This is a genomic window from Streptomyces nogalater (assembly GCF_039532885.1).
Taxonomy (GTDB): domain Bacteria; phylum Actinomycetota; class Actinomycetes; order Streptomycetales; family Streptomycetaceae; genus Streptomyces; species Streptomyces nogalater.
Map to the genome: position 1 here is coordinate 22,011 of NZ_BAAASM010000060.1, position 21,574 is coordinate 43,584.

At 71.0% G+C, this 21,574-nt stretch carries 18 protein-coding genes and 1 pseudogene; 10 read left to right on the forward strand and 9 right to left on the reverse strand.

The window, feature by feature from the left end; translation table 11 throughout:
• Positions 1-14: 14 nt before the first annotated feature.
• Entirely contained in the window at positions 15-608 is a 594-nt protein-coding gene (locus tag ABD350_RS31670) for a hypothetical protein (protein WP_344352372.1), read from the forward strand.
• A 313-nt stretch (positions 609-921) separates the two neighbouring features.
• Here ABD350_RS31670 and ABD350_RS31675 read toward each other — a convergent pair whose 3' ends face one another.
• Positions 922-1,257, reverse strand: a complete 336-nt coding sequence (locus ABD350_RS31675; RefSeq protein ID WP_382466818.1) for an HNH endonuclease family protein — start codon at positions 1,255-1,257, stop codon at positions 922-924.
• 304 nt (positions 1,258-1,561) lie between these two features.
• On the opposite strand from ABD350_RS31675, the gene ABD350_RS31680 reads away from it, so the two are divergent.
• Both ABD350_RS31680 and ABD350_RS31685 read left to right on the forward strand, forming a co-directional pair.
• Positions 1,562-2,398, forward strand: coding sequence for a peptidase inhibitor family I36 protein (locus ABD350_RS31680; RefSeq protein ID WP_344352373.1), 837 nt, complete (start codon positions 1,562-1,564; stop codon positions 2,396-2,398).
• A 64-nt stretch (positions 2,399-2,462) separates the two neighbouring features.
• Positions 2,463-2,870 carry a hypothetical protein gene (locus tag ABD350_RS31685; RefSeq protein ID WP_344352374.1) on the forward strand — a complete coding sequence of 136 codons (408 nt, stop codon included), beginning with the start codon at positions 2,463-2,465 and terminating at the stop codon, positions 2,868-2,870.
• Between the two features lie 230 nt (positions 2,871-3,100).
• Here ABD350_RS31685 and ABD350_RS31690 read toward each other — a convergent pair whose 3' ends face one another.
• Entirely contained in the window at positions 3,101-4,420 is a 1,320-nt protein-coding gene (locus ABD350_RS31690) for a helix-turn-helix transcriptional regulator (RefSeq protein WP_344352375.1), read from the reverse strand.
• A gap of 357 nt (positions 4,421-4,777) precedes the next feature.
• Between ABD350_RS31690 and ABD350_RS31695 the strand changes: the two genes are divergently transcribed.
• From ABD350_RS31695 to ABD350_RS31715, 5 genes are all read left to right on the forward strand, one after another.
• Positions 4,778-5,944 carry a cytochrome P450 gene (locus tag ABD350_RS31695; RefSeq protein WP_344352376.1) on the forward strand — a complete coding sequence of 389 codons (1,167 nt, stop codon included), beginning with the start codon at positions 4,778-4,780 and terminating at the stop codon, positions 5,942-5,944.
• Positions 5,945-6,020: 76 nt separating this feature from the next.
• A complete protein-coding gene (locus ABD350_RS31700) occupies positions 6,021-7,430 on the forward strand; it encodes a preATP grasp domain-containing protein (RefSeq protein ID WP_344352377.1) in 1,410 nt (469 codons plus the stop codon).
• Between the two features lie 14 nt (positions 7,431-7,444).
• Entirely contained in the window at positions 7,445-8,425 is a 981-nt protein-coding gene (locus ABD350_RS31705; protein ID WP_344352378.1) for an aspartyl/asparaginyl beta-hydroxylase domain-containing protein, read from the forward strand.
• Positions 8,426-8,460: 35 nt separating this feature from the next.
• Complete coding sequence (locus ABD350_RS31710) at positions 8,461-9,612, forward strand: glycine amidinotransferase (protein WP_344352407.1); 1,152 nt, start codon at positions 8,461-8,463, stop codon at positions 9,610-9,612.
• Positions 9,609-10,895, forward strand: coding sequence for an ATP-grasp domain-containing protein (locus ABD350_RS31715; RefSeq protein ID WP_344352379.1), 1,287 nt, complete (start codon positions 9,609-9,611; stop codon positions 10,893-10,895). The genes ABD350_RS31710 and ABD350_RS31715 overlap by 4 nt, the downstream gene beginning before the upstream one ends.
• Here ABD350_RS31715 and ABD350_RS31720 read toward each other — a convergent pair.
• The 5 genes from ABD350_RS31720 to ABD350_RS31740 all read right to left on the reverse strand — a co-directional run bounded on the left by ABD350_RS31720 (position 10,856) and on the right by ABD350_RS31740 (position 16,433).
• Positions 10,856-11,734: a phosphotransferase family protein gene (locus tag ABD350_RS31720; RefSeq protein WP_344352380.1), complete on the reverse strand. Its 879-nt coding sequence runs from the start codon at positions 11,732-11,734 to the stop codon at positions 10,856-10,858. The genes ABD350_RS31715 and ABD350_RS31720 overlap by 40 nt on opposite strands.
• A gap of 204 nt (positions 11,735-11,938) precedes the next feature.
• Entirely contained in the window at positions 11,939-12,313 is a 375-nt protein-coding gene (locus ABD350_RS31725) for a PIN domain-containing protein (protein WP_344352381.1), read from the reverse strand.
• Positions 12,310-12,564 (reverse strand): hypothetical protein, encoded by a 255-nt coding sequence (locus tag ABD350_RS31730; RefSeq protein ID WP_344352382.1) that lies wholly within the window; start codon positions 12,562-12,564, stop codon positions 12,310-12,312. Before ABD350_RS31730 ends, ABD350_RS31725 begins: the two co-directional genes overlap by 4 nt.
• 214 nt (positions 12,565-12,778) lie before the next feature.
• Positions 12,779-13,978, reverse strand: coding sequence for a HEAT repeat domain-containing protein (locus ABD350_RS31735; protein WP_344352383.1), 1,200 nt, complete (start codon positions 13,976-13,978; stop codon positions 12,779-12,781).
• A gap of 760 nt (positions 13,979-14,738) precedes the next feature.
• The gene (locus ABD350_RS31740; protein ID WP_344352384.1) at positions 14,739-16,433 is read right to left on the reverse strand and encodes an FG-GAP-like repeat-containing protein; all 1,695 of its coding nucleotides are present in this window, start codon (positions 16,431-16,433) and stop codon (positions 14,739-14,741) included.
• A gap of 81 nt (positions 16,434-16,514) precedes the next feature.
• Here ABD350_RS31740 and ABD350_RS31745 point away from each other — a divergent pair, with 81 nt between their 5' ends.
• Positions 16,515-17,357 carry a hypothetical protein gene (locus tag ABD350_RS31745; protein WP_344352385.1) on the forward strand — a complete coding sequence of 281 codons (843 nt, stop codon included), beginning with the start codon at positions 16,515-16,517 and terminating at the stop codon, positions 17,355-17,357.
• 133 nt (positions 17,358-17,490) lie between these two features.
• On the opposite strand, the gene ABD350_RS31755 is transcribed toward ABD350_RS31745, so the two are convergent.
• Both ABD350_RS31755 and ABD350_RS31760 read right to left on the reverse strand, forming a co-directional pair.
• Positions 17,491-18,309, reverse strand: coding sequence for a transposase (locus ABD350_RS31755; RefSeq protein ID WP_382466816.1), 819 nt, complete (start codon positions 18,307-18,309; stop codon positions 17,491-17,493).
• A gap of 40 nt (positions 18,310-18,349) precedes the next feature.
• A complete protein-coding gene (locus tag ABD350_RS31760) occupies positions 18,350-19,453 on the reverse strand; it encodes a hypothetical protein (RefSeq protein WP_344352386.1) in 1,104 nt (367 codons plus the stop codon).
• 446 nt (positions 19,454-19,899) lie between these two features.
• On the opposite strand from ABD350_RS31760, the pseudogene ABD350_RS31765 reads away from it, so the two are divergent.
• A pseudogene (locus ABD350_RS31765) lies at positions 19,900-21,567 on the forward strand (DUF4158 domain-containing protein); the annotation flags it as partial.
• Between the last annotated feature and the right edge of the window lie 7 nt (positions 21,568-21,574).

The window sequence follows — 21,574 nt, forward strand, 5'->3', positions numbered from 1 at the left end:
CAGGGGCAACCGCAGTGACCGATCCCATCATCACCGGGCACGGCCCGGTCGGCGTCCACTACCACCAGTTCCTCGTCACCGACCCCGGCGGGCCCGTCGCCGGCGAGGAGACGGATGCCTCACAGACCGGGCTCGTCGGCATCACCGCAGGCGACGCCACCATCCACACCGGCATCCACACCGGCGACGTCGACGTCACGGTCACCGCCCACGGCCACGAGCCCGCGCCGGACGCCGGGGAGTGGGAGGAGATCGCAGAGATCTCCCTCCACTCCCCCACCGGCACCCTCCAGGTCACCCCCTTCATGACCGGCCTGGACGACGATCTCCCCTCCCTCGCGGCAACCGGCCCCGGCACCTACCGGCTCCGCGTCCACGCCCGCGGCCGTGACCAAGCCGTCGACCTCGCCCCCGACACCATCACCGAGCACTACCTCCTCCAGTGCTGGCCCGCCCCGCCCACACCGGCCCAACTCCTGCGCGCCACGGACGACTACGGCAGCCAGCTACGCGCCGAACAGCCCACCCCGACCCGCGTCACCACCCACACCCCGCGCGGGCAACACCGCCAGGAGCACGACATCCTCCGCCGCTCCCTGGGCGGGTAGGCACCCGGCACGATGGACGGCAGGTAGGGCTGGTCGCTCTCGCCGTGACGGACTGAACCCGCGGCACGGCCGCGCCCCGACTCGTACGAGACGGCGGCGCCGCCGGACCGTCCCTGACACCTGAACAGGCCGCACGGGGCCGGGCCCCGCTCCGGGGGCCCGGCCCGGTCGCGCGCGGCGCCGAGCGGCTGAACGCCTGGGGCCGCCCGTCCGGACGACACCGGGAGGCTTGGGCCACCGGCCAGCCGACGCGCGCCGGCATTCGGGTCCGTCTGCGCTCTGGTGTACACGGCCAGACGATGCCGGTGGTGGTTCAGCGGGCGAGCTCGACGGTGATCTCCGGGCCGTCACACCGTGCGGCGGTCTTCTGGAGGGCGGCGTGTTCGGCGGGGTCGGCGGTAAGGCCCCACCGGGTCTTCACGGTGGCCCAGTCCGCGATGTAGCGGCAGGTCGCCGACGGCATCCATTCGGCCGGGTCCTGGTCGGCCTTGGCCTGGTTGAATCTGTCGGTGACCGCGACCAGGGACCGGTCGTCTCCGAGGTCGTTGGCGTAGTCCTGCCGCTCGCGGGCGCTCCAGGAGGAGGCACCGGAGTCCCACGCCTCGACCAGCGGCACCATTGTCGGCGCACGGCCACGGCTCCCCACCATTTCCCCGGGGCTTACCCCAGCGCCGCCTCGGCCCGTGGCGTGCGAGGCTGCCTGAGCGCATCACTCCGGGAAGTGCTCGACGCGGACTCGAGCGCCTTCCCGCTTTCCGAGGTGAACTCCGTCTGCCCTCCCACCGGTTCAGTGAGCCCTCAGCCCCCCTCCGGCTTCTGTGTGGGCTTCATCACTGACTTTGCTGTGACCTGGCGCCGCGTTTGCCCGTCTCCTGTGGTGCACGAAGCTGAGAGTGATCATGGTCACCCCATTTACACCGTTTACACATTTTCTACCTACTTATGATCATTGCATGAAGAAGATCATTTACGTCGGGATTACTGCTGTGACCGCAGCCCTGATGTCCACGCCGGCCACCGCCGGTGAACTTGGCACGACCCCCTCGCCGCAGGAAGGCACGCCGATCTCCGGTGCGTTGACCCCCGGTGAGGAAGCACAGCTCCACGAGGACGTCGCTGCAGACGACGCGGAGGGTGGGGTCATCGCGGATTACAACGGCCGCAAGATCAACCTGGCGGAGGGCTGGCAGGGCGCCGCTGTCTGCGGAGAGGACCCCGTCACCGGCGAGGCCAAGTGCTGGGACTCCGTGGAGGAGTCCAACCAAGACCTCGCCAAGAGCAAGGCCACGCACTCCGCGCTCCAGCGCAAGAACGTCTTCCTGGCCTCCACGGCTCCCGCTGCGGCCACGGCTGACCCGGCGGAAGAGGACGACGAGTACACCGACGATGTCACCACGGGCGACGGCGGCTCCACGATCGCCGAGCCGGACGAAAAGGATCCCGTGGGCCCCGGCTCGGGAGTGATCTCCGCCCTCTACACGGCCTGCCCCGCCTACAACGTGTGCCTGTGGGAACACGCGGACTTCAAGGGCCGGATGCTGAAGTTCCCCACCCAGCCGACGTCGAAGACCCGCCACCTGAGCAAGTGGGGCTTCCGCGACAAGACCTCCAGCGCCTACGTCAACCGCACCCAGCGCGGCGTGGAATGCTACGACATCCGCACCGGGATGCCGGACCCGCACCTGTTCCTGGGGGCCCAGAACATCTACAAGAACTTCAAGAAGTACGGCTACCCGCTCTATGCCGGCGGAGGCAACTGGAACGACAAGATCGACGCAATCAAGTACTGACCCATCCTGTTGAACGGCGGGGGCCCGAGCCCTCGCCGTTCCTCCCGTTCCAGAAGGAGATTGCGTGAACATCCGGCGTACCGCCGTCCGCACCGTCGTGCCCGCAGCGATGCTCGCCCTCGCAATGACGGCCTGCTCCAGCGAGGCCCCCGGAGAATCCCCCATCCCGGACAAGTTCCCCGCCTCGGGCAACAGCGCAGCCATGACCCACAGCGCCGAACAATTTCGTGCGTACGGCAAGGACCACCACCACACGCAGATCACCAGCACGGTCGACCGCGTCTTCGACCGCGAGGACGGACACGTCCTGATCAGCACCCGTATCGGCACCGATGACACAGCCACTACGACGGCCAAACAGCTCGCCGACGTCTACCGCTCCTACGCCGGCGACACCCCCAAAGCCACCACCGTGACCATCTACAACGTCCTCAACGACGCCCTCGTCACCCAGCAGCTTCACAAGAAGTAGACGCCCCCCGGCAACCGGCACGACGTCACCCGGCTTCTGCCGCTGCAGGTGCCCGGAGCCCTGCTCGGGCTTGGCCAGGTCGGCGGCCGGGATCTTGGGGTACACCACGGTGCCGGCCAGCCCGCGCGCAGCGGTTCGGCGACGACCGCCCTCCCGTACCGCCATCGTCACCGGCGACGGCTGCGGTACGGGAGGGCGGGTTTCACGCGCTGCGGGCCATCTTGGCCTGGTCAGTCGGCGGCCCGCAGCCGTTCGAGGAGTTCGTCGACGCCCGCGGTGTGCGCGTGGGGAGACAGCGCTGGCTCCAGGCTGCGGACCATCGTGACGCACCGGGGCGCGTTGATCCGGTTGGCCAGGTCCAGGGAACGGGTGGCGGTCTCGGCGGCGATCTCGACTTCGCCGTCGCGGAGGTAGGCCTCGGCCTGGTAGGTGAGGAACACCGCGCGTGTTTTGGAGCGGGTGGCCGGGAGCAGGGCGATCCCCTCGTCCATGAGCTGGTGAGCCTGCCGTCGCTGGCCGAGATCGGCGAGGCACCTGCCGCTGTCCGCAGCCAGATCCGCCATCCCCATCCAGGAGCACCAGGCGGGCGCCGGGGCGCAGGAGGGGGTCTGCAGCGCCTTCTCCGCAGCGGTCAGGGCCAGGCGGCACGGGCCGTCCTCGCCGAGGGCGGCGAGGGCGCGGGCCTGGCGGAGGTGCAGGAGGGAGCGGGCGGTGGGGTGTTGGGTGCGCGGGATGGCGTGTTCGAGGATGGCCACGGCACCGCGGGCGTCTGTGAGCCACAGCAGTTGGTAGGCGAGGTCGGAGAGGATGCCCGCGCCGAGGTCGCGCTGGCCGGCGGTGTGGGCGTTGTGGAGGGCGGCGTGCCAGAAGCGGCCGGCGGCGGCGTGGCGGCGTTCGTCGAAGTGCTGCCAGGCGATGGCCTGGGAGAGGGAGGCAGCCAGCGTGTGCAGTCGTTGTTCGATGGGGCGTGTGTAGCGGCCTTCGCTGATGAGGGCCGTGACCGTGGTCAAGCACTCGCTCAACAGCCGGTGGGTGTGCTGGCGGCGTTCGGTCGCGAGGCGGACCAGCTCGGTGCCGGCGGCCTCCAGCCAGGTGACCAGTTCGGTGTCGACATGGCCGCGCACCGCCGGCCACGGGAGGCGTCCCGGTTCGGTGACGGCCCACTGGTGGGCGAGCGCGGCCAGCGCACCGCTGGTGTAGGCGATGAACGACCGGCGGTCCAGGGAGGTCATCAGGGCCTCTCGCAGTGAGGGGGCGGCGTTGTGCGGTCCGAGCGGCAGCGGCTTGTCCTGGCCGGGAAGCCAGTGGGGCCAGCCGAGATGGGCGACGACCGCGTACTCGATGCCGAAGACCTCGGCGATGAGCGGCTGGGATTCTTCTTCGTCGGGGGTGGCCCGGCCGGTCTCCCACTTGGAGATCCGTGATCCCCGGGTTCCTGAGCGCAGTCCGCGGCGCGCGGCGGCCCGCCGGATACGGCGGGCCAGCTCCTCCTGCGACCACCCGCGCTCGGTCCGGGCGTAGGCGAGGGGGTGGCGGATCTCGTCGTCCACCCCCTCATTGCACCACCCGGGCCGGGCCCTGGGGAGCGGTTCGCAAGGAGCGGGGACAGGGCGGGGATAGGACTTGGTTCTAGGCACAGCGCCCGGCGGACGCTGTACTCGTCGTGGTCTCGCCCACCTCCCGTGCGACCGGCTCGGGCCGGGGACGACCACCGCCTTGTCCCGTCCCGCCGGGCTGCAGGTCCGCCCGCCAGAGGAGGGCTGAGCAAGCTCTTCGTCTTCCTGCGGGACGCCACCGCCGTTGCCGCGCAGAAAGGGGGCTGCCATGTCGTACGACCACTGAGCCCTTGAGTTCCCGGGCAGGCCCGCCGCGTGAGGTGGGCCTGCCCCGTTCCGGAAGGATGTGCGATGTCGTCTGTGACCGACCGCTACGACCCGCTGGACGCCCAGATTCTGCGTGATCCGCACCCGGTGCTGGCCGAACTGCGGGCGAGCGAGCCGGTGTTCTGGCACCAGGGCATGCAGTCGTGGGCGCTGACCCGGTACGCCGACTGCGTACGGGTGCTGCGCGGCCATGACACCTTTGCCCGCGACCCGCGCCGCACCGGGGGCACGGTGCCCGAGCCGTCGTTGAGCGTGCAGACGCTCGACCCGCCGCGGCAGAGCCATGTCCGCTCGCTGTTCATGACGGCGCTGCGGGCGCAGGACCTCAGTGCGCTCGAGGCCCGTGCCCGCCGTCTGGTGCTCGGCCGGCTCGACGCCTGGGCCGGAGCCGGGCCGTTCGATGTGATGGCCGAGGTCGCGGTGCCGTTGTCCGTGGCGGTCGTGGCGGACCTCCTCGGGGTCGAGGCCCCGCCGTACGCCGAGTTCGCCGAGGTCTCGGACGCCATCATGCGCAGCATGGACGGCGGGCTGGATCCGTCGCTCGTGGAGCCGGGGCGAATTGCCCGTCAGCGGCTGAGCGAGCTGGTCGACGGCTGGTTCACCGCCTCGTGCCGGCCCGGCCTGCTGGAGCGCGTCCGGCAGGCCGGGCCCGGCGCCGATCCGATGGTCCGGCTGTATATGAAGAACACCGCGCGGGTGATGTTCCAGGGCGGCTACAGCACGATGGCGGCCGCCGTCGGCAACGCGGTGGCTGTCCTGCTCGCCCGTCCCGATGCGCTGGAGCGGATGCGTGATGCGGCGTTGCTGGCCACCGGCGGGGACGAACTGGTTCGCTTCGACGGGCCGGTGCAGGGCACCACCCGCGTGGCGATGCGAGCGTGCCGGATCGGCGGGGTCGACGTCGCTGCGGGGCAGAAGGTGGTGGCGCTGTTCGCCGCTGCCAACCGCGACCCGGACGCCTTCTGCGGTGCGGACCGGCTGGTGCTGGAGCGCACGCCGAACCGGCACCTCGGCTACGGGTGGGGTCCGCATGCCTGCATCGGGACGACCGTCGCCCAGGCAGGCCTGCGCGCCCTGATTACAGCCCTGAACGAGCATCCGGCCCGGCTGGCCGCCGCCGGCGACGGCGTACGGCGCCGCACCGCGACCATGCGGGTGTATCAGACGCTGCCCGCGCTCCTTCGCCTCTGACCCTTCCCTCCCGCGAGGGCGCCGCTCGGCCGCCACCCGGAGCGGACGTCCTCCCCCTTGCGTCAGGAGAACCGCCGTGCGCATCCTCGTCGGTAACCACATCGACCCGTCCATCCGTGAACGCGGCGACATGCGGGCCTGGACACAGCGCCTGTTCTGGTTCGCCCGCCCCGGCGACCTGCTCGTCCTGTGCTGCGAGCCCGACGAAGCGTTCCTCGATTACGCCCTGGCCCACACCGGCGTACCGCGCAGCAAGCTGACCATCCTGGCCGCGCCCGCCGGAGCATGGGACGACCGGCTCCTCGACCCGGCCTCACTCACCTCCCCCGCCTTCCTGAAGACGGCGCGGGCCGCGCTCGACGCCGCGGGCGGACCGGGCGCGGTGAGCGAGGTGTTCGCGCTGTGGCCGTCCGCCTCCGTCGCCCGCTTCGCCGCCGCCCTGGACATCGCGCACCGCTTCCCCGGCGCCGCGTTCTTCGCCCAGGGCGGCGGGGAGATCGGCAACAACAAGGCGAACTTCAGGGCCCTGGCGGCGGCCGCCGGAGTACCGATCCTGCCCGGCCGCGTCTGCCGCAGCCACGCGGAGGCCATCGACGCGACCCGGGAGCTGCTGGAGACATCCGGCAGCGGGGCGGTCGTGGTCAAGCAGGCCCACAACGGAGCCGGGGTCGGCAACCAGCTCCTCGTACGCGATCCGCAGCTGGCGGTGGACCACGTCGGGGCTCGCCACCTGCACCATCTGACGCCCGGCGAGACCGGTATCGCGGCGTACTGGGAGCAGCGCTGGGCGTGGGCGAGCGGGGACGGCCGGTGGCCGGTCGTCATCGAGACCTTCGCGCCCGGTGCGGACGCGGTGTACTCCGAGTACTACGCAGCCGCCACCGGCACGTGGCCGACCGAGATGGGCCGCCTGCTCTACGTCGGCCGCCGCCTGAGCCACCAAGTGGTTCCCCTCGATGAGGTCAGCGATCCGGTGCGAACGGCCCTGCTGGACGGTGGTACCCGGCTGGCCGAGACATACCGGGCGTTCGGATACCGCGGGCACCTGAGCGCGGACGCCCTGGTCCTGTCCGACCAGAGCGTGGTGTTCACGGAGGTCAACGCGCAGGTCTCCGGGTCGCTGCACATCTATCAGCAGGTCGCCCGCCGTGTGGTCGACGTCGCCGCTGCCCCGCGCCGGCAGGTGGTCGAGTACCACGTTCCGCCCAGCTGGATGGTGCCTGACTTCGCCACGTTCCTGGCCGCGCTGGACGAGACGGGCCTGGCCTACGATCCGCACACGCGGACGGGGGTGATCGTGTCGATGCCCGCCATCCCCCTCGCCCCAGGGGCACCGGCGCAGTTCGTGTTCTGCATCGCCTACGACCCCGCCACCGGCTACGACCACGCGTTCGCCCGGCTCGGCGAGCGCTTCCAGACTCTGCCCGCCACGGCCGTCGACGCCAGCGAGCACGTCGGCTACGCGGCCGTGTCCTTCTCCTCGTGACCGGGAGCCCCACCATGACCACCAGCACGACGGCGGCCGCCGAGGCGGCCCAGCTCACCCCCGCCTTCGACCTCGACGCGGGCCGGCTCACCGACGAACTCGCGGCCGTCACCTCGCACACCTGGAACGTGCAGCGCACCCACACCTACGGCGGGCAGACCGGCCAGGCGGCCCCGATCGACTGGCGCGTCCTGCCGCTGCGCAGTCTCGGCGGAGATGCGGACCGCACCGACCCGGGCGGCCCCGGCCCCCAGCCGTTCGCGCCGACCCGCTGGCTCGACAAGCTGCCCTACGTCGCCCGCCTCCTGCAGCAGATCCCGGCCCCACTGAACGCGGTCAGGCTGATGGCGCTCGGGCCCGGCGCCGTCTCACAAGCGCACTGCGATCCCAAGTACCGGCTCGACCGCGGCCTGACGCGCCTACACATCCCCGTCGTCACCACGCCGGATGCGGTGCTCGTCCTGGACGGCGTCGAACACTGCTGGCAGCCGGGCACCCTGTGGTACGGCGACTTCTCCCGCGAGCACCTGGTCCGCAACACCAGTCAGGCGGTGCCCCGCATCCACGTCGTCATCGACACCCTCCTCACCGCCGACCTCGCGAGCTGGTTCCCCGACTCCTGGCGGGAGCTGTTCGCCCGCGGGGATGTCCTGCTCAACCGGCCCGCCCCGGCCGCCCCGCCCACATGGCCCACTGCTCTGCCGTACGACACCCTTCTGCCGAGCGGGTTCGCCGACTTCGACGCCCCCGCTCCGCTGGACGGCCCCCTCCTGCCCACCCGCCTCGACCGCACGGCAGGCGACGTCTTCACCCTGACCGTCGCAGGACGCTCCTTCGCGCTCGTTCCGGCCGGCGACGGCGGCGAGTGGCGGTTCTCCGGCTGGAGCGAGCAACGCACCCTCCAGCCCAAGGGTGACGGCGGCCTGGTGCTGCGGGTCCGCCGCGGCCGCGCGCTCGCCGACCGGCACGTGTCCGCCGCACCCCGCACATCCTGACCTGCCAGGCGCAACCGAAAGGGACCCACGTGAGCATGCGACTGCACAGCAATGACGACTTCACCCCGCTCAGGGAGGTCATCGTCGGATCCGCAGCCCACTACCTCGGCCACGACCGGGACCTGAGCTTCGAACTGTTCCACCACGAGAACATCAGCGGCTTCCGCTCGGACTGGGCCTACCCCCGGCTCGCGCAAGCCGGCACCGATACCGGCGGGCAGAACTGGGCCGTCAAGCAGCGCTACGCCGAAGAACTCCACGAGGACGTCGAAACTCTGGCAGCCACCCTCACCAACCTCGGGGTCACCGTGCACCGGCCGATCCCGCTGCCACCCGACGCGGCCCGCATCGCGGGCCTGGGCTGGCAGGCCGCCCCCACCCCGGCTCTGAACATCCGCGACAACACGCTGATCCTCGCAGACCAGATCATTGAGACGCCGCCGGCGATCCGCTCGCGGTACCTGGAGACCCAGCTCCTCCACCGTGTCTTCCGCGCCTACCAGGACAGCGGGGCCCGGTGGACGGTGATGCCGCGCCCCACCCTCACCGACCTCTCGTTCGACCTGTCCTACGCCCGCGACACAGCCACCACTCTGGGCGGGCCCACCGAGCCGATCGACGACCTGCGGCCCAGCCCGTACGACGTGGGCCTGGAGATGATGCTCGACGGCGCCCAAGTACTGCGGCTCGGCCGGGACCTGGTCGTCAACGTCGCCCAGGACAACCACGACCAAGGGCTCCGCTGGCTTCAGCGGCACCTCGGCCACGACTACCGGATCCACCGGGTGTGGCGGATGGCGGACAACCACATCGACTCCATGGTCCTCGCCCTCAAACCGGGGGTGTTCCTCGCCCGGCACGACGGCATCCGCGACCTGATGCCCGAACCCTTGCGCTCCTGGCGGTACATCGTGCCGCCCAAGCCCGACCCGGGCGCGTTCCCCGTCTACGACGATGACGAGGACCTCGTTCTCACCAGCCCCTACATCGACCTCAACGTCCTGTCCGTCGACGAGCACACCGTGCTGGTCAACCAGGAGTGCACCGGACTGGCCAAGACGCTGGAGACCGCAGGCTTCGATGTGGTGCCCGTCCGCCACCGGCACCGCCGCCTGTTCGGCGGCGGGTTCCACTGCTTCACACTCGATACCCGCCGCGACGGCGACCTGGAGGACTACCTCTCGTGACCGGCCCCGCTGTACTGCTGCTGGACGCGGCGGGCCCGGAGTCCGCCGCCCTCGCCCGCGCGGCCGCCGCGCGCGGCCAGCAGGTCCACGCCGCGACCGCCGAAGCCGCCAGGCGCGAGCCGACGGCGAAGTTCGCCGGGCAAGTCATCACCGACTTCACCCGGCCCGACCGGGCCGTGGAACAGATCACCGCCTATGCCCGCCATCACGATGTTGGCGCCGTCCTCACCGTCAACGAGTACCTCACCGAACTGGCCTCGCTGGTCTGCGCCGAGCTCGGCCTGCCCGGAAACGACCCGCACCTTGCGCACGCGGCCCGCGACAAGGCGGCCATGGCCCGCGTGCTGGCCGGAGCTGGGGTGCGGATCCCCTACACCCGGCTCGCGCGTGACGACGGCGAACTGCACGATGCCCTGCACGACCGCCAGGTCGGCTTCCCCTGTGTCATCAAGCCGGCCGCCGGCGCGGGCTCCGCCGGGGTCATCGTGGTCACCGCCCTGGCTGAAGCCGCGCCAGCGGCCGTCGCCGCCCGCTCGGCACATCAAACGGACGGAGGCGAAGGGCACACGGGCATCGTCGTCCAGGCGTACGCTGCCGGCACCGAGTACAGCGTCGAGTCCGTCACGCAGAACGGCACCACCACGCACCTGGCCATCACACGAAAAGCGACCACCAGCGGCCCGTGCCGGGTGGAGACGGGGCACAGCCTCCCCGTCTGCCTGCCCCCGTCGACCGCAGCAGCCCTCCACCAAGAGGTGAGAACGGCGATCCAGGCGGTCGGCATCCGCAACGGCGCCTCGCACACGGAAGTCGTCCTCGACCCCGCCGGACGGTGCACGGTCATCGAGATCGCCGCCCGGCTCGGCGCCGGACACATCGGGATCCTCCTCCGGCACGCCCTGGGCATCGACGTCTTCGCGGCTCTGCTCGACGTCGCTCTCGGCCGCCCGGCCGCGTTCGCCCCCACCGCCTGCGGCCACGCCACCGTACGGTTCATCACCAGCCCGCGCACCGGACGTCTGACCTCGCTCAGCCGGGTCCCGGAGCAGGGGCCTGGGGTGCCGTTTGTCCGATGGCGGGCAGCAGTCGGCGACCTGGTGCACGCGGCCAGGGCCAACACGGACCGGCTCGGCTGCTTTGTCGTCACCGGTCAGGACGCGGACGAGGTGGAAGAGCGAGCCGACGCGCTCAGGCGGCGGATCCGGATCCAGGTCGAGCCGCTGCCCGCGGCGGGCGGGCCGGGTCAGGTCAGGTTGGCGAGGAGGGAGGCCATCGCCTGGTAGCTCTCGGCGACCGCGTCGGCCTTGCCTAGCCTGTGCCGCTCCAGGCGGAGCGCGCCCAGGTGCCGGGCCTCGTAGATCCGCGACCGCCACCGCGCGGCCGGCGAGCGGTCCCGGGTGCCGTAGGACTGCCAGAAGGCGGTGCGTTCGTCGTTCTTGGCCGTGGCCATCCGGATCGTCCAGTCAGCGTCCGGCGCCCCGAACCACGCGCGGTCGAAGTCCAGCACCCCGGTGATCACCGGCTCGGCGGCAGCCCGGTCCAGCAGGCAGTTCACGGTCCACAGGTCCCCGGTCAGCAGCCTCGGCTCGGTGACCTCGTCCAGCACGGCCCGCTCGCGGCCGGCCACTGCGGCGACCTGACGTAGGTCGGTGGAGTCCAGGCCGGCACCGTCCAGGTCGGCGGCGATCTCCTCCAGCGACGCGAGTAGCGCTTCACTCCACGTTGCGTAGCCCGGCCCGGCCGTCGGCCCGAACTGCGGTCCCCGCACATCGTGCACGGCCCGGGTAATCTCCCCGAGCTGCCGGAAGAACGGCGGCCACGTGGCCCGCGGGTACGAGCCCAGATGCTCGGGGGCCGGAACACCGTCCAGATGGGTCTGGATCATCCAGTCACGGCCGATGACCTGCCCTGTCCAGTCGGCGGCGATCACTGTCGGCATCAGATGCGCGATCGGGGCCAGCCACGGCTGGCAGGCGAACTCGTTCCGCATCAGATGCCGCTCACTGCGGAACTGCCGCCGTTCCTCCGGCGCGACCCTCAGCACCACCGGGCGATCCCGGCCCGCCAGCCGCACTCGGTAGACGTTGTTGTACATCCCCGACCCCAGCTCCTCGGCGGACACGACCAGGGCATTGGGGCCGAACGCACGACGACAAACTGCCTGAATTCCGTCAGCGGTCACCGACTGCTGGAATGCCTGAGCGCCACGCTCGATGGGCCGGAAATCCATGCGACTCCCTCAACAGGTACCGGTGAACCGGGCAAGGCCGGCGGACGAGGCTTTTTCGCGCGCTGTCGGCGGTGCCGGGAAATGGGTGCAGCAGAGTCAGGTTGGGTTGAGCGGGGTGATGCCGGTGCTCGCGTACAGGCCGGGTTCCAGCGACAGGACGGTCAGCGGCTCTCCGGCCTTCACCGCTTGCCAGGCGATCGCCGCGGCGTGGGCCACCGGCCAGTCGACGTTCTTCCAGTCCATCGCGTCCACCGCGTGCGCGACAGTGAACGGCACCTTCTCCGCGAACCGCAGGGCGGCCGCGTGCTGACCCGCGCCGGCGACCTGCCGTTCGGCGGCCAGCACGGACAGGGACGGGATGATGACGCGGCCGGTGCCGCGCGAGGCCTCGATGTACAGGCCGGTGAAGAAGGGGTCCGCGCGGAACAGGGCGGTCAGGGCGGTGTGGTCCAGGACCGCGGTCAGGTTCATGCGGCGGCGCCGCCCTGGTGGGCGCGGATCTTCGCCCAGGCGTCCTGGCCGGCCTGCTGGACCTGCTCGGTGTATTCGATGCCGAGCTCACGGGCGGCTGCAGCGGCCCGCTGCTCCCGCTCGGCCGCCGTGAGCTCGCGAGCGGCGAGCTCCTCCAGCAGCTCGGTGATCGTGGTGCCGCGCTCGTCAGCGAGGATACGCAACCTGTCGCGCACTGCCTCGCTGGTCTTGATGCTGGTCGGCTTGCTCATACCGGCGATTCTACCGCCGGTAGAACTCTCGGGGACGCACCGGCCGTCGCACCTCCCAGTGGCGGGGGTCGCCGTCACGGCTGGGCGCGGTTCGTACTGCGGGTCGATCGCAGGGCGGCGCGCAGACTGCGTCCATCGGGCATGGCTGGGTTCTCGGATGTCGGCCGGCTCGAGGAACGGCGCGCATGGCACGTACCACCGTGTACCGTGCGGCTCAGTCGGTGCTGGGGAGCCCGACGTAGGCGCGCAGGCCGTCCTGGGAGTCCGGCAGGCCGCGCTCGGCGAGCGTGCCCGCCGTCCAGCGGACGATCCAGGGGTGGTGGTGTTCCGCCAGGGCGCGGAGCAGTTGGCGCTGCCGGGCCGGGAGGTCGGCGTAGTCCGGCAGGGGGTCGGGCAGTGGAGTGGGGAACAGTTTGTCGAGGGCGGCGCGTGTGCGGTGGCCGTCGCGGTCACGTTCGATGCGGGGCAGGCAGGCGGCGAGGGCCGTCTGCGGGGCGCCTGTGGGGAGGCTGCGCAGCGTTCGTTCGATGTGGCCGTGGAAGTCGCCTTCGTTGTAGTCGGTCGCGGGGGCGGGTGCGGGGCTGCCGGCCGCTGTGGTGAGTTCGGCGACGGCGCGGTCGAGCAAACGCGGCTCGACCGCACCCTCCACCTGGTTGGTGATGCGGATGAGCGCGGTGGCCGCCGCCCACCGCACCAGGGCCTTGTCCGCGTCCAGGTACGGGGCGAGGTCGGCGGCCAGCGCCGCGGTGCCGATCAGGCCGGCGGCGACCAGGGCCGTGGCGGCGACGACGGGATCGTCCTCGCGCGCGGTGCGGGCCAGGAGCAGCGGAAGCGTGGTGGCAGCCATTTCGGGGAACCACGCGAGCAGATAGGCGATCCGGGTCCGGAGGCGCGGATCGGCGTCGTCGAGCAGGACCAGCAGTCCGGGCAGTTCGGCGAGGACCGCGTCGTAGCCTTGCAGCGCGCTCCACCGGGCATCGGGGGAGTTGCCGACCGCCACCCAGTCGCGGATCTCCCGCAGCATGGTTCGTTGCTTCTCGTCGGTCGCTGCGGCCAGCTGCTCCTCGTACCAGGGCAACTCCTCCTCCGGGGAGTGTTCGGAGGCGGCGGCGCGCCAGCTTGCCGTGTTGATGCCGGTGGTGAGGTCGTACTCGTCGTGCCAGTCCACAGCCAGGCGGGTCAGCAGCCACATCGTGTCCTCGCGGGCGGCCGGTGGTCCAGCCACCGCGATCCGGGCCAGGAACGGCACCGCGTGAGCGGAGGCCTGGTAGCGCGAGCCTTGGTGAAAAATGCTGCTGAACAGGCTCTGGAACGCCTCCTGGCGTGCCTGGTCGTCGGTCCCGCACAGCGCGCGTATCCGGCCGGGCACGTCCTCGGCCGACCCGTAGGCGTGGGACAGGTGCGTCCAGTCCACGTCGTCCAGGCCAGCGTGGGACCTGGCGCAGCGGGGCGGCTCAGGCTGACCGGCGGCACAGGGCAGCGCGGCTCCGGGCCGGGCACGGTGGTGGTGTTGTGCCTGGGCGGGACGGACGCATGGGACAGGCGGACGGCGACGGCGACGCTGCAGCACGGACCGGAGTAGGGCGGCGGCCGGGACCGGATGCGGCCGGACGAGTGCAACACGCGGACGGGCCGCTGGCGAGGGCCGGACGGCATGGGACGGGCAGTAGCCCGGCTAGCATTCAGCGCCGCCCCCAACGCGCGCCATGGGCGGGGCCGAGTTGGCAGCGGGCCGGACTGCGGACCCGCGCGGATCGCGCGCAGTGCACACGCGCGGACGGCGAGTTGCACGGCGACGGCCGGTTCGGGGAACGAGCCGGGTGGGCGGAGCGTGGGCATGGCGACCGGAGCGGCCGACGGCAGGGAAGACCGTCGGCGGATGGCAGGCAGCGGCTGAGCCCCGCGGGCGGTAATACGGCGGCGCGGGCTGGGCTGGCAGGGCAGCGGTACGAGGCCAGGCGGCACGGGCGCGGGCCAGGGCCGGGGCGGAGTAACCGAGCCGGGCGCGGCGGCGGCCGAGCCGGGCGAGACGGCACGGTGCCGCGACGGCGGGGTGGTCGGAGTCGGAGGCCGCGCGGGACGACTGGGCTCTTGGCTGTCGACGGGCAGGGCACGTGAAGCGCCGGGGTTGCCCTCAGGTGGGGCAGCCCCGGCGCTGTGTCGTTTGGCTGGTGTCAGTTGGCGCTGCGCAGGAAGGTACTGCGGTTGATGTCCCAGCTGGTGGTGGCGGCGCTGGCCCAGCCGGGTGCGGCTCCGTTGATCTGGCCGTCGGTGCGGGTGGTCCAGGTGAACATCTTCACCTTGCCGTCGCTGTAGCCGTACATGGCGGCGAGGTCGTCGAGGCCGTCGCCGTTGTAGTCGCCGGAGATGAGTCGCATGCTGTCGTAGGTGAAGTTGCCGGCGGCTGTCTCGTAGGCCTTGTACGGGGCGCTGAAGTGGCCGTCGGGGGTGCTGAGGCTGGTCAGGACGTGGATGGCGTCGCGTCCGTCGCTGTAGTCGTACCAGGCGGCGACGTCGTCGCGGCCGTCGCCGTTGAAGTCGCCGGCGTTGACGTGGGTGCGGTTCCAGTCGCCGAAGGTGGAGCTGGTCCAGGAGGCGATGGAGGACTGGAAGCCGCCGTCGGGCTTGGCGAGGAAGCTGAACATCTTGATGCTTCCGTCGGCGTACCGGTAGAGGCCGCCCAGGTCGTCGCGGCCGTCGGCGTCGAAGTCGCCGGCGACGAACTTCAGGTTGGCGCGGTTCCAGTCGTTGTTGGTGTTGGCCCAGGACGGGAAGGGCGCGTTGAAGCCGCCCGTGGGGGTGGCGGTGAAGGTGAACAGCCGGTCGTCGCCGTTGTCGTAGTCGTACCAGGCAGCCAGGTCGTCGCGGCCGTCGCCGTTGAAGTCGCCGCTGTGCAGCGTCATGTTCTTCGCCGTCCAACCACCGGGGCTGGCGGACCAGGACGGGGTGGGAGCGTTGAAGCCGCCGTCGGCCTTGCCGAGCGCGGTGAACAGCTTGACCGAGCCATCGCTGTAGCCGTACAGGGCGGCCATGTCGCCGCGGCCGTCACCGTTGTAGTCACCGGTGGAGAACTGCATGTTCTCCACCGCCCAGCTGCCCACCGCGGACGAGTAGGACTGGAAGGGCTGCTGGATGGTGCCGTCGGCGGCGGCCTGGAAGGTGTGCAGTGCGTCGTGCTTGTCGCTGTAGTCGTACCAGGCGGCCATGTCGCTGCGGCCGTCGCCGTCATAGTCGTGGCGGATGACGGTACCGGCGGCCCACTGGGACTGGCCGCTCGCGTTGTAGATGAGGAAGTTGCCGCGGTCCTGCAGAACGGCCCTGCCGCCCGGCGCACTGGTCTTTGTCTCCCACAGCACGGTGGCGCCGTCCGTGTCGACGACAGCCAGGTTGCCGCCCGCGTCAAAGCGGGCGGTCGCGCCGGGGTGTCCCGCGGTCTTGGTAGACCACACGGTAGTCCCGGCGTTGGAGACGATGACCAGGTTGCCGTCGGCCTGCAGAGTGAGCCGGGCAGCGTTGGAGGTCAGGCTGTCGCCTGCGTTCAGCACGGTCCCGGCCGTCAGCGTGTTGCCACCGGCGACGTTGTCCATGCGGATGGAGATGGCGCTGGTGTTGGTCTGGGACGGGTCGGTGCCAAAGCAGCCGCCCTGGTAGGACTGGCTGCTGAGCGCGACCAACTCCGTTCTGCCGTCCTTCTGACGGAAGATCGGCCCGCCCGCGTCGCCGGCGCAGATGGCGTCCGCCGCGGTCTTGCCGTGCATAGCCACCGTCTGGCCATTCGTGGAGTCGACGGTGAAGGTGGCGGTGTGAAGCTTGAGCGACGCCCACTCGTCCTTGGTACGCCCGTACCCGGCCACCGTCAGTCGCGGCACGACAGCTCGGTCGGCGGGCCGCTGCTGTGGCCCGCCAACGAGCCATGGCCGCACTGCGACGGCCCCCACACGTACGACCAGGTGAGCGCTGCCCTGTCGCTGGAAGAAGAGCGGGCGGACCGGGGAATCCCGGTGCGAGGACCGAGCAGGTCGCCGCACCGCCCCGACACATCCTCATACGAAGCCGAAGACTGGATGGACCAGGACGTGCCCGATGGTAACCAACCATGGCCCGGAGGGCCGATCGCCATGCTGCCCGTGGCCCAGCTGTACGCGCACGACATTCCCCAGCTGCGCCCGCCCGGGCAGACGGACGCCGATCTACTCCAGGTGCTGTGGTGCCCCCTCGACCACCCCGAACACCCCAGAACCGCGCTGTCGTGGCGATCTGCCGCCGCAGACACCGACGTCCTTGACGCACCCCCTGAACCGTTCATTATCGATCCCAGATACCTGCCTGAGCCGTGCCTGCTCTCGCCCGAGGAGGTCACTGAGTACCCCCACTTCATGGACCTCAGCAAGGAGCTGCAGCAGCAGGTGGCAGACTGGAGCAACTGGCAAACGGCCGGAGACGCAGTGGACAGCGCCTATGCCGTTGCCCCGGAGGAGTTCTACATCAACAAGCTGTCCGTCTCGCCCGGTTGGAAGGCCGGTGGCTGGTCTCGTTGGGGTCTCACCGATCCCGTGCCCCGCGTCTGCTCCGTCTGCGGCACCGAGATGGACCCGCTGCTGACCATTGCCACGACCGAATGGAGCGGTGCCACCAACAGCTGGGCACCCGAAGGAGACCAGGCCCGCGCCCCGCTTCCCCCAGGCGTCCCTCCAGCGAACTACACCCGGATCGTCATCGCTAGCGGCTACAGCCTGCAGCTCCATATCTGCCCGGTCTCCACGGATCACCCACACCTCGAACTGATCCAGTGAGGTCTTGCCGCGAGCGCTAGGACTTGTCCGGGCGATCAAGTTCGCAGCCAGATGATCAGGGCTGCTGCTGTGGCGGTGCCGAGGAAGACGTACCCGCGTTTGTCGTAGCGGGTGGCGACTGCCCGGGACTGCTTCAGACGGTTGATCGCCCGCTCGACCGTGTTGCGCTTCTTGTAGCGGTCTTCGTCGAAGCCGGGTGGCCGTCCGCCACGCGAGCCCTTCCGCAGCCGGGCGGCCAGGCTGTCGGTCTTCTCGGGCAGTCGCGGAGGATCTTCCAGTTCTTCATGCGGGCGAAGGTGTGCTCGACGCGGGCCCTGACCCGGCGGTGTTCGGCGTTGTCCTCTTCCTGGCCCCGCAGGAGGGGCCGCCCGGCCCTTCTGCGGTGCGGGACGATCAGCCCGGTGCCGAGGTAGGCGCCGTCCGCAATCACTGTCGTCCCGGCCGCCGCGGCCGGCAGGTCGCAGTCGCGCCAGACGTGGGCGTCGGCCTTGTTCCCGGGTGCCGGACGGGCCGAGGCGACGACCAGGCTGGTGTCGGCGTCGATGATGACCTGCACGTTCGCCGAGAACCGGTAGTTGCGGCTCGAGGCGCCGACCTGCCGGTCGCGGACCGGGATCAGGCTGCCGTCCACGATCCACAACCGCTCGACATCGGCGACCGGCCGCAAAGCCGGCTCCAGAGCGGGCAACGGCCGCAGCCGCTGGATGACCCGGCAGACGGTGGCCGGCGAAATCCCGAAGAGCGGGGCGAGCTGCCGCATCGTGAGGTTCGTGCGGTAGTACACCGCCACCAGCAGAACCCGGTCGGCCAGCGGCAGGCACCACGGCCGGCCACCACCTGGACCGTTCCCGCCCCGTTCGCGGACCACCTTCACCAGCTTCGCGAACCGGTCCATCCGCAAGCCCGTGAACGTCTCCACCCACACCGGCTCAGCCCGCAACACCCCACCCATACTGGCAAAATGCCCAAGACTGAGCCTTCTGCAACACCTTTTAAGATCGTGTCGCCCTCGCGCAACCGTCCCCGGCGGACCCGCCCCGTCCGACCGGCCCGCTGCGGTCGTACGGGTCAATCTCCGTGTCGGCCTCGTCCGCCCGGCGGTCCGCGCCGAAGGGCGGGGTGAAGTAGCCCGTGGGGGCGCCGCAGCCACCGTTGGTCATGCTGTATTTGTACGAGACGATCGAGAACGTGCCCGGCTCGGTGATCACCTTGTCCGGGTCGTCCCAACTCATGACCAGCTCGCGCCGGATGATCGTGCGCACGATCTCGTCGTCGCCGCCGCCCGCGTCCGCGCGGGTGACCGGGTAGACGAAGGTGACGTCGGCGGTCACCTGGAGCGCGCCGCGCTCGCCCTCCTGGTAGGTGAGCCGGCCCCGGGTCTTCACCACGCTGCCGACCAGACGGGCCTGGGAGGGCCTGAAGCGACTGAAGAGGAGCAGGGGGTCGCTCTTCTCGCCCGGGGTCCGGAAAGCGGTCTTCAGGAGGTCTTGGACGTCCCGCTGGTGCGGATTGATCAGCGCGATCGCCTTCTCCGGGCGCTCGCCCCGCAGCACTCCACGGTCCAGGCTCGACGCAACGAGGAAGTCCCGGCTGCGGGCGAGGGCCCGCTCGACCTGCGCCGCGCTCATCCAGCCGACCGCCCTGGCCTTCGGCACGGTGATCCCCGCCGCCCCACTCGCCCAGCGCGCCGCCGGCGAACCACGAAACGGCTCCTGCACGGTGGGGCGTTGGGCCCCCTCCGCCGGGGGCGCCTGGGTCGGGCGGACGGTCTCGCCTGCCAACGGCGCGGAGTCACGGTCGTCGCCAGCGAACAGGTCCACTGTCCGCTCCGGCGCGAGCGCCACCACAAGCAGTGTCAGCAAGGCCAGCAGTCCGACCACGTACCAGCCCGTGCGACGCTTGGGTCGCGCGGGCGTGTAGCTGCGCCAGCCCTCCGGGCCCCGGGTGGGGTCCGTACGCAACCGCCCTGTCACGTCGCGGGCCCGCGCCGACGGCTCCTTGGGCGCGTCGGCGGCGCCCGCCACCGACTCGCGCAGAAACCGCTCCCACTCCTCGTCGGACTTGGACGAGCCGTCCGGTCCCGTACCCACGTCCATTAACCCCCTGGCAATCAGCAGACCCGCGGCCCGCTCCCCTGGGACGCGTCCGCATCATGACACAGAGCACTGAAAGCGAGCCAGGCCGGACGGACGGCGTGGGCCCCCTCTCTCGTGTCGCCACATTACGGCCATCTCCGGCCGCTGAGGTGTTTCGCAATGGTCGGTCCAGAGTCGAGGTCCCCACCCGCCACCACCCAGCCTTCCCGACCCCCTCACGGACAGCCGCCAAGCCGACCCGGCGTGCAAGCGAGACGAGGACGCGCACCTGCCACCAGGGCCGCAAGCCGCTAAACCGGCCCGCCGCGCAGGCGAGGCGCGAGCGCGTAACCCTGCCGACAGAACCGCCGGTGGCAGTTCGGCCGGCGAGCTACCCCCGCGCCCGCGGGGGTAGCTCGCAGCGGGACGCCGGCCAGGACGTCCGGGCCAAGTCGTCCCCGCGCCTGCGGGCAGCCCTCCGGCTGGGCTTCGCCGCCCAGCTCACGACCGCTCGCTACCTCGGGGTGTTCCTGGACGACCCGGCCGAAGTCGTCGACTACCTCGCCGAGCAACTCGGCATCGAGGACGCTTCGGCACTGAAGGCGTACGGGGAACGGGAGAACACCCGGCTGGCCCACGCCCGTGAGCTGCGGAAGCTCCTGGAGTACACGGAGTTCGCCGAGGCGGAAGCCGAGCTGCGGGTGTGGGTGGACGCGCGGGCCTGGACGACCGGGGAGGGCCCGAAGGCGCTATTCGACGCGGCGGTGGGGTGGCTGCGTGAGCGGCGGGTGCTGCTGCCCGGCGTGACGACGCTCGCCCGGCTGGTGGTCTTGGTGCGGGAGACGGCGAACCAGCGGCTGTGGGACAGCCTCTACGGGCTGCTGAGCACCGGTCAGCGGGCGGTGCTCGACTCCCTACTGACCGTGCCGCCCGGCGCGCGAGTATCGGAGCTGGACCGGCTGCGTCGCGGCCCGGTGCGGATCTCCGGGCCGCAGATGAAGTGGGCGCTTGAGCGGGCGGCGGAGATCGACGCGTTCGGTATGGGTGAGTTGGACGTGTCCGGGATACCGCCGCGGCGACTGGCGGAGCTGTCGCGGTACGGCGTGGACGGCAAGTCGTCTCTGTTGCGGCGCCACGGAGATTCCCGGCGTCTGGCCACCCTGCTGGCCACTGCGGTCTACCTGACGAGCAGGGCGGTCGACGACGCGCTGGACCTGCTGGAGGTGCTGATCGCGACGAAGCTGCTCGCGCGGGCGGAGCGGGAGACGGCGAAGCAGAAGCTGAAGACGCTGCCGAGGATGGAGCGGGCCGGGATCAGGCTGGCGACCGCGTTCCGGGTCGTGTTCGACACCACGAGCGAGCAGGTCGACACCGATACGGGGGTGATCAGCCCGCCGGAGGTGGCGACGCTGACGGCGATGTGGGAGCGGATCGAGGAGGTGGTGCCGCGTGAGGAGCTGGCCGCCGCGATCGCCGCGTTGTTCGAGCTGGCGCCGCCGATCGACTCGGACGCAGACGAGGCATGGCGGACGATGCTGGTCACCCGGTTCCCCACCGTACGGCCGTTCCTGGCGCTCCTTGTCCAGGTCGTCGACTTCGGCGCCACCCCGGAGGGCCTACCGGTCCTCAAGGCTCTGAAGTCGCTGCCCGATCTGATGGGGCGCAAGAAAGTCGGACCCGACGAGATCGACACGTCCCTGCTGGTGGGCTCGTGGTGCCGACTGGTGTTGAGTGCGCCGCACCTGGAGGCGGGCACGGTGGACTGGAAGGCGTACGTGTTCTGCGTGCTGGAGTCCTTCCATCGGCTGCTGCGCCGGCGTGAGGTGTTCGCAAAGAACTCCTCGAAGTGGGGTGACCCTCGGGCGAAGCTGCTGGACGGCGAGGCCTGGGAGCAGGTCCGCCCGACCGTGCTGGCTTCCCTGAGCCTGCCCGGCGAGGCAGGTGAGCACCTGGCGGCGCGGGCCGCGCTGCTGGACGGCACCTACCGGGAGGTCGCCGGGCGGGTGCCGGCGAACTCCCAGATCGTGTTCGACGACGACGGACGCCTGCACTTCGCAGCCCTGGAGCCGGAGCCCGAACCCGCCTCCCTGACCGACCTGCGGAAGGCGGTGGAGGCGATGCTGCCCTGCGTCGACTTCATGC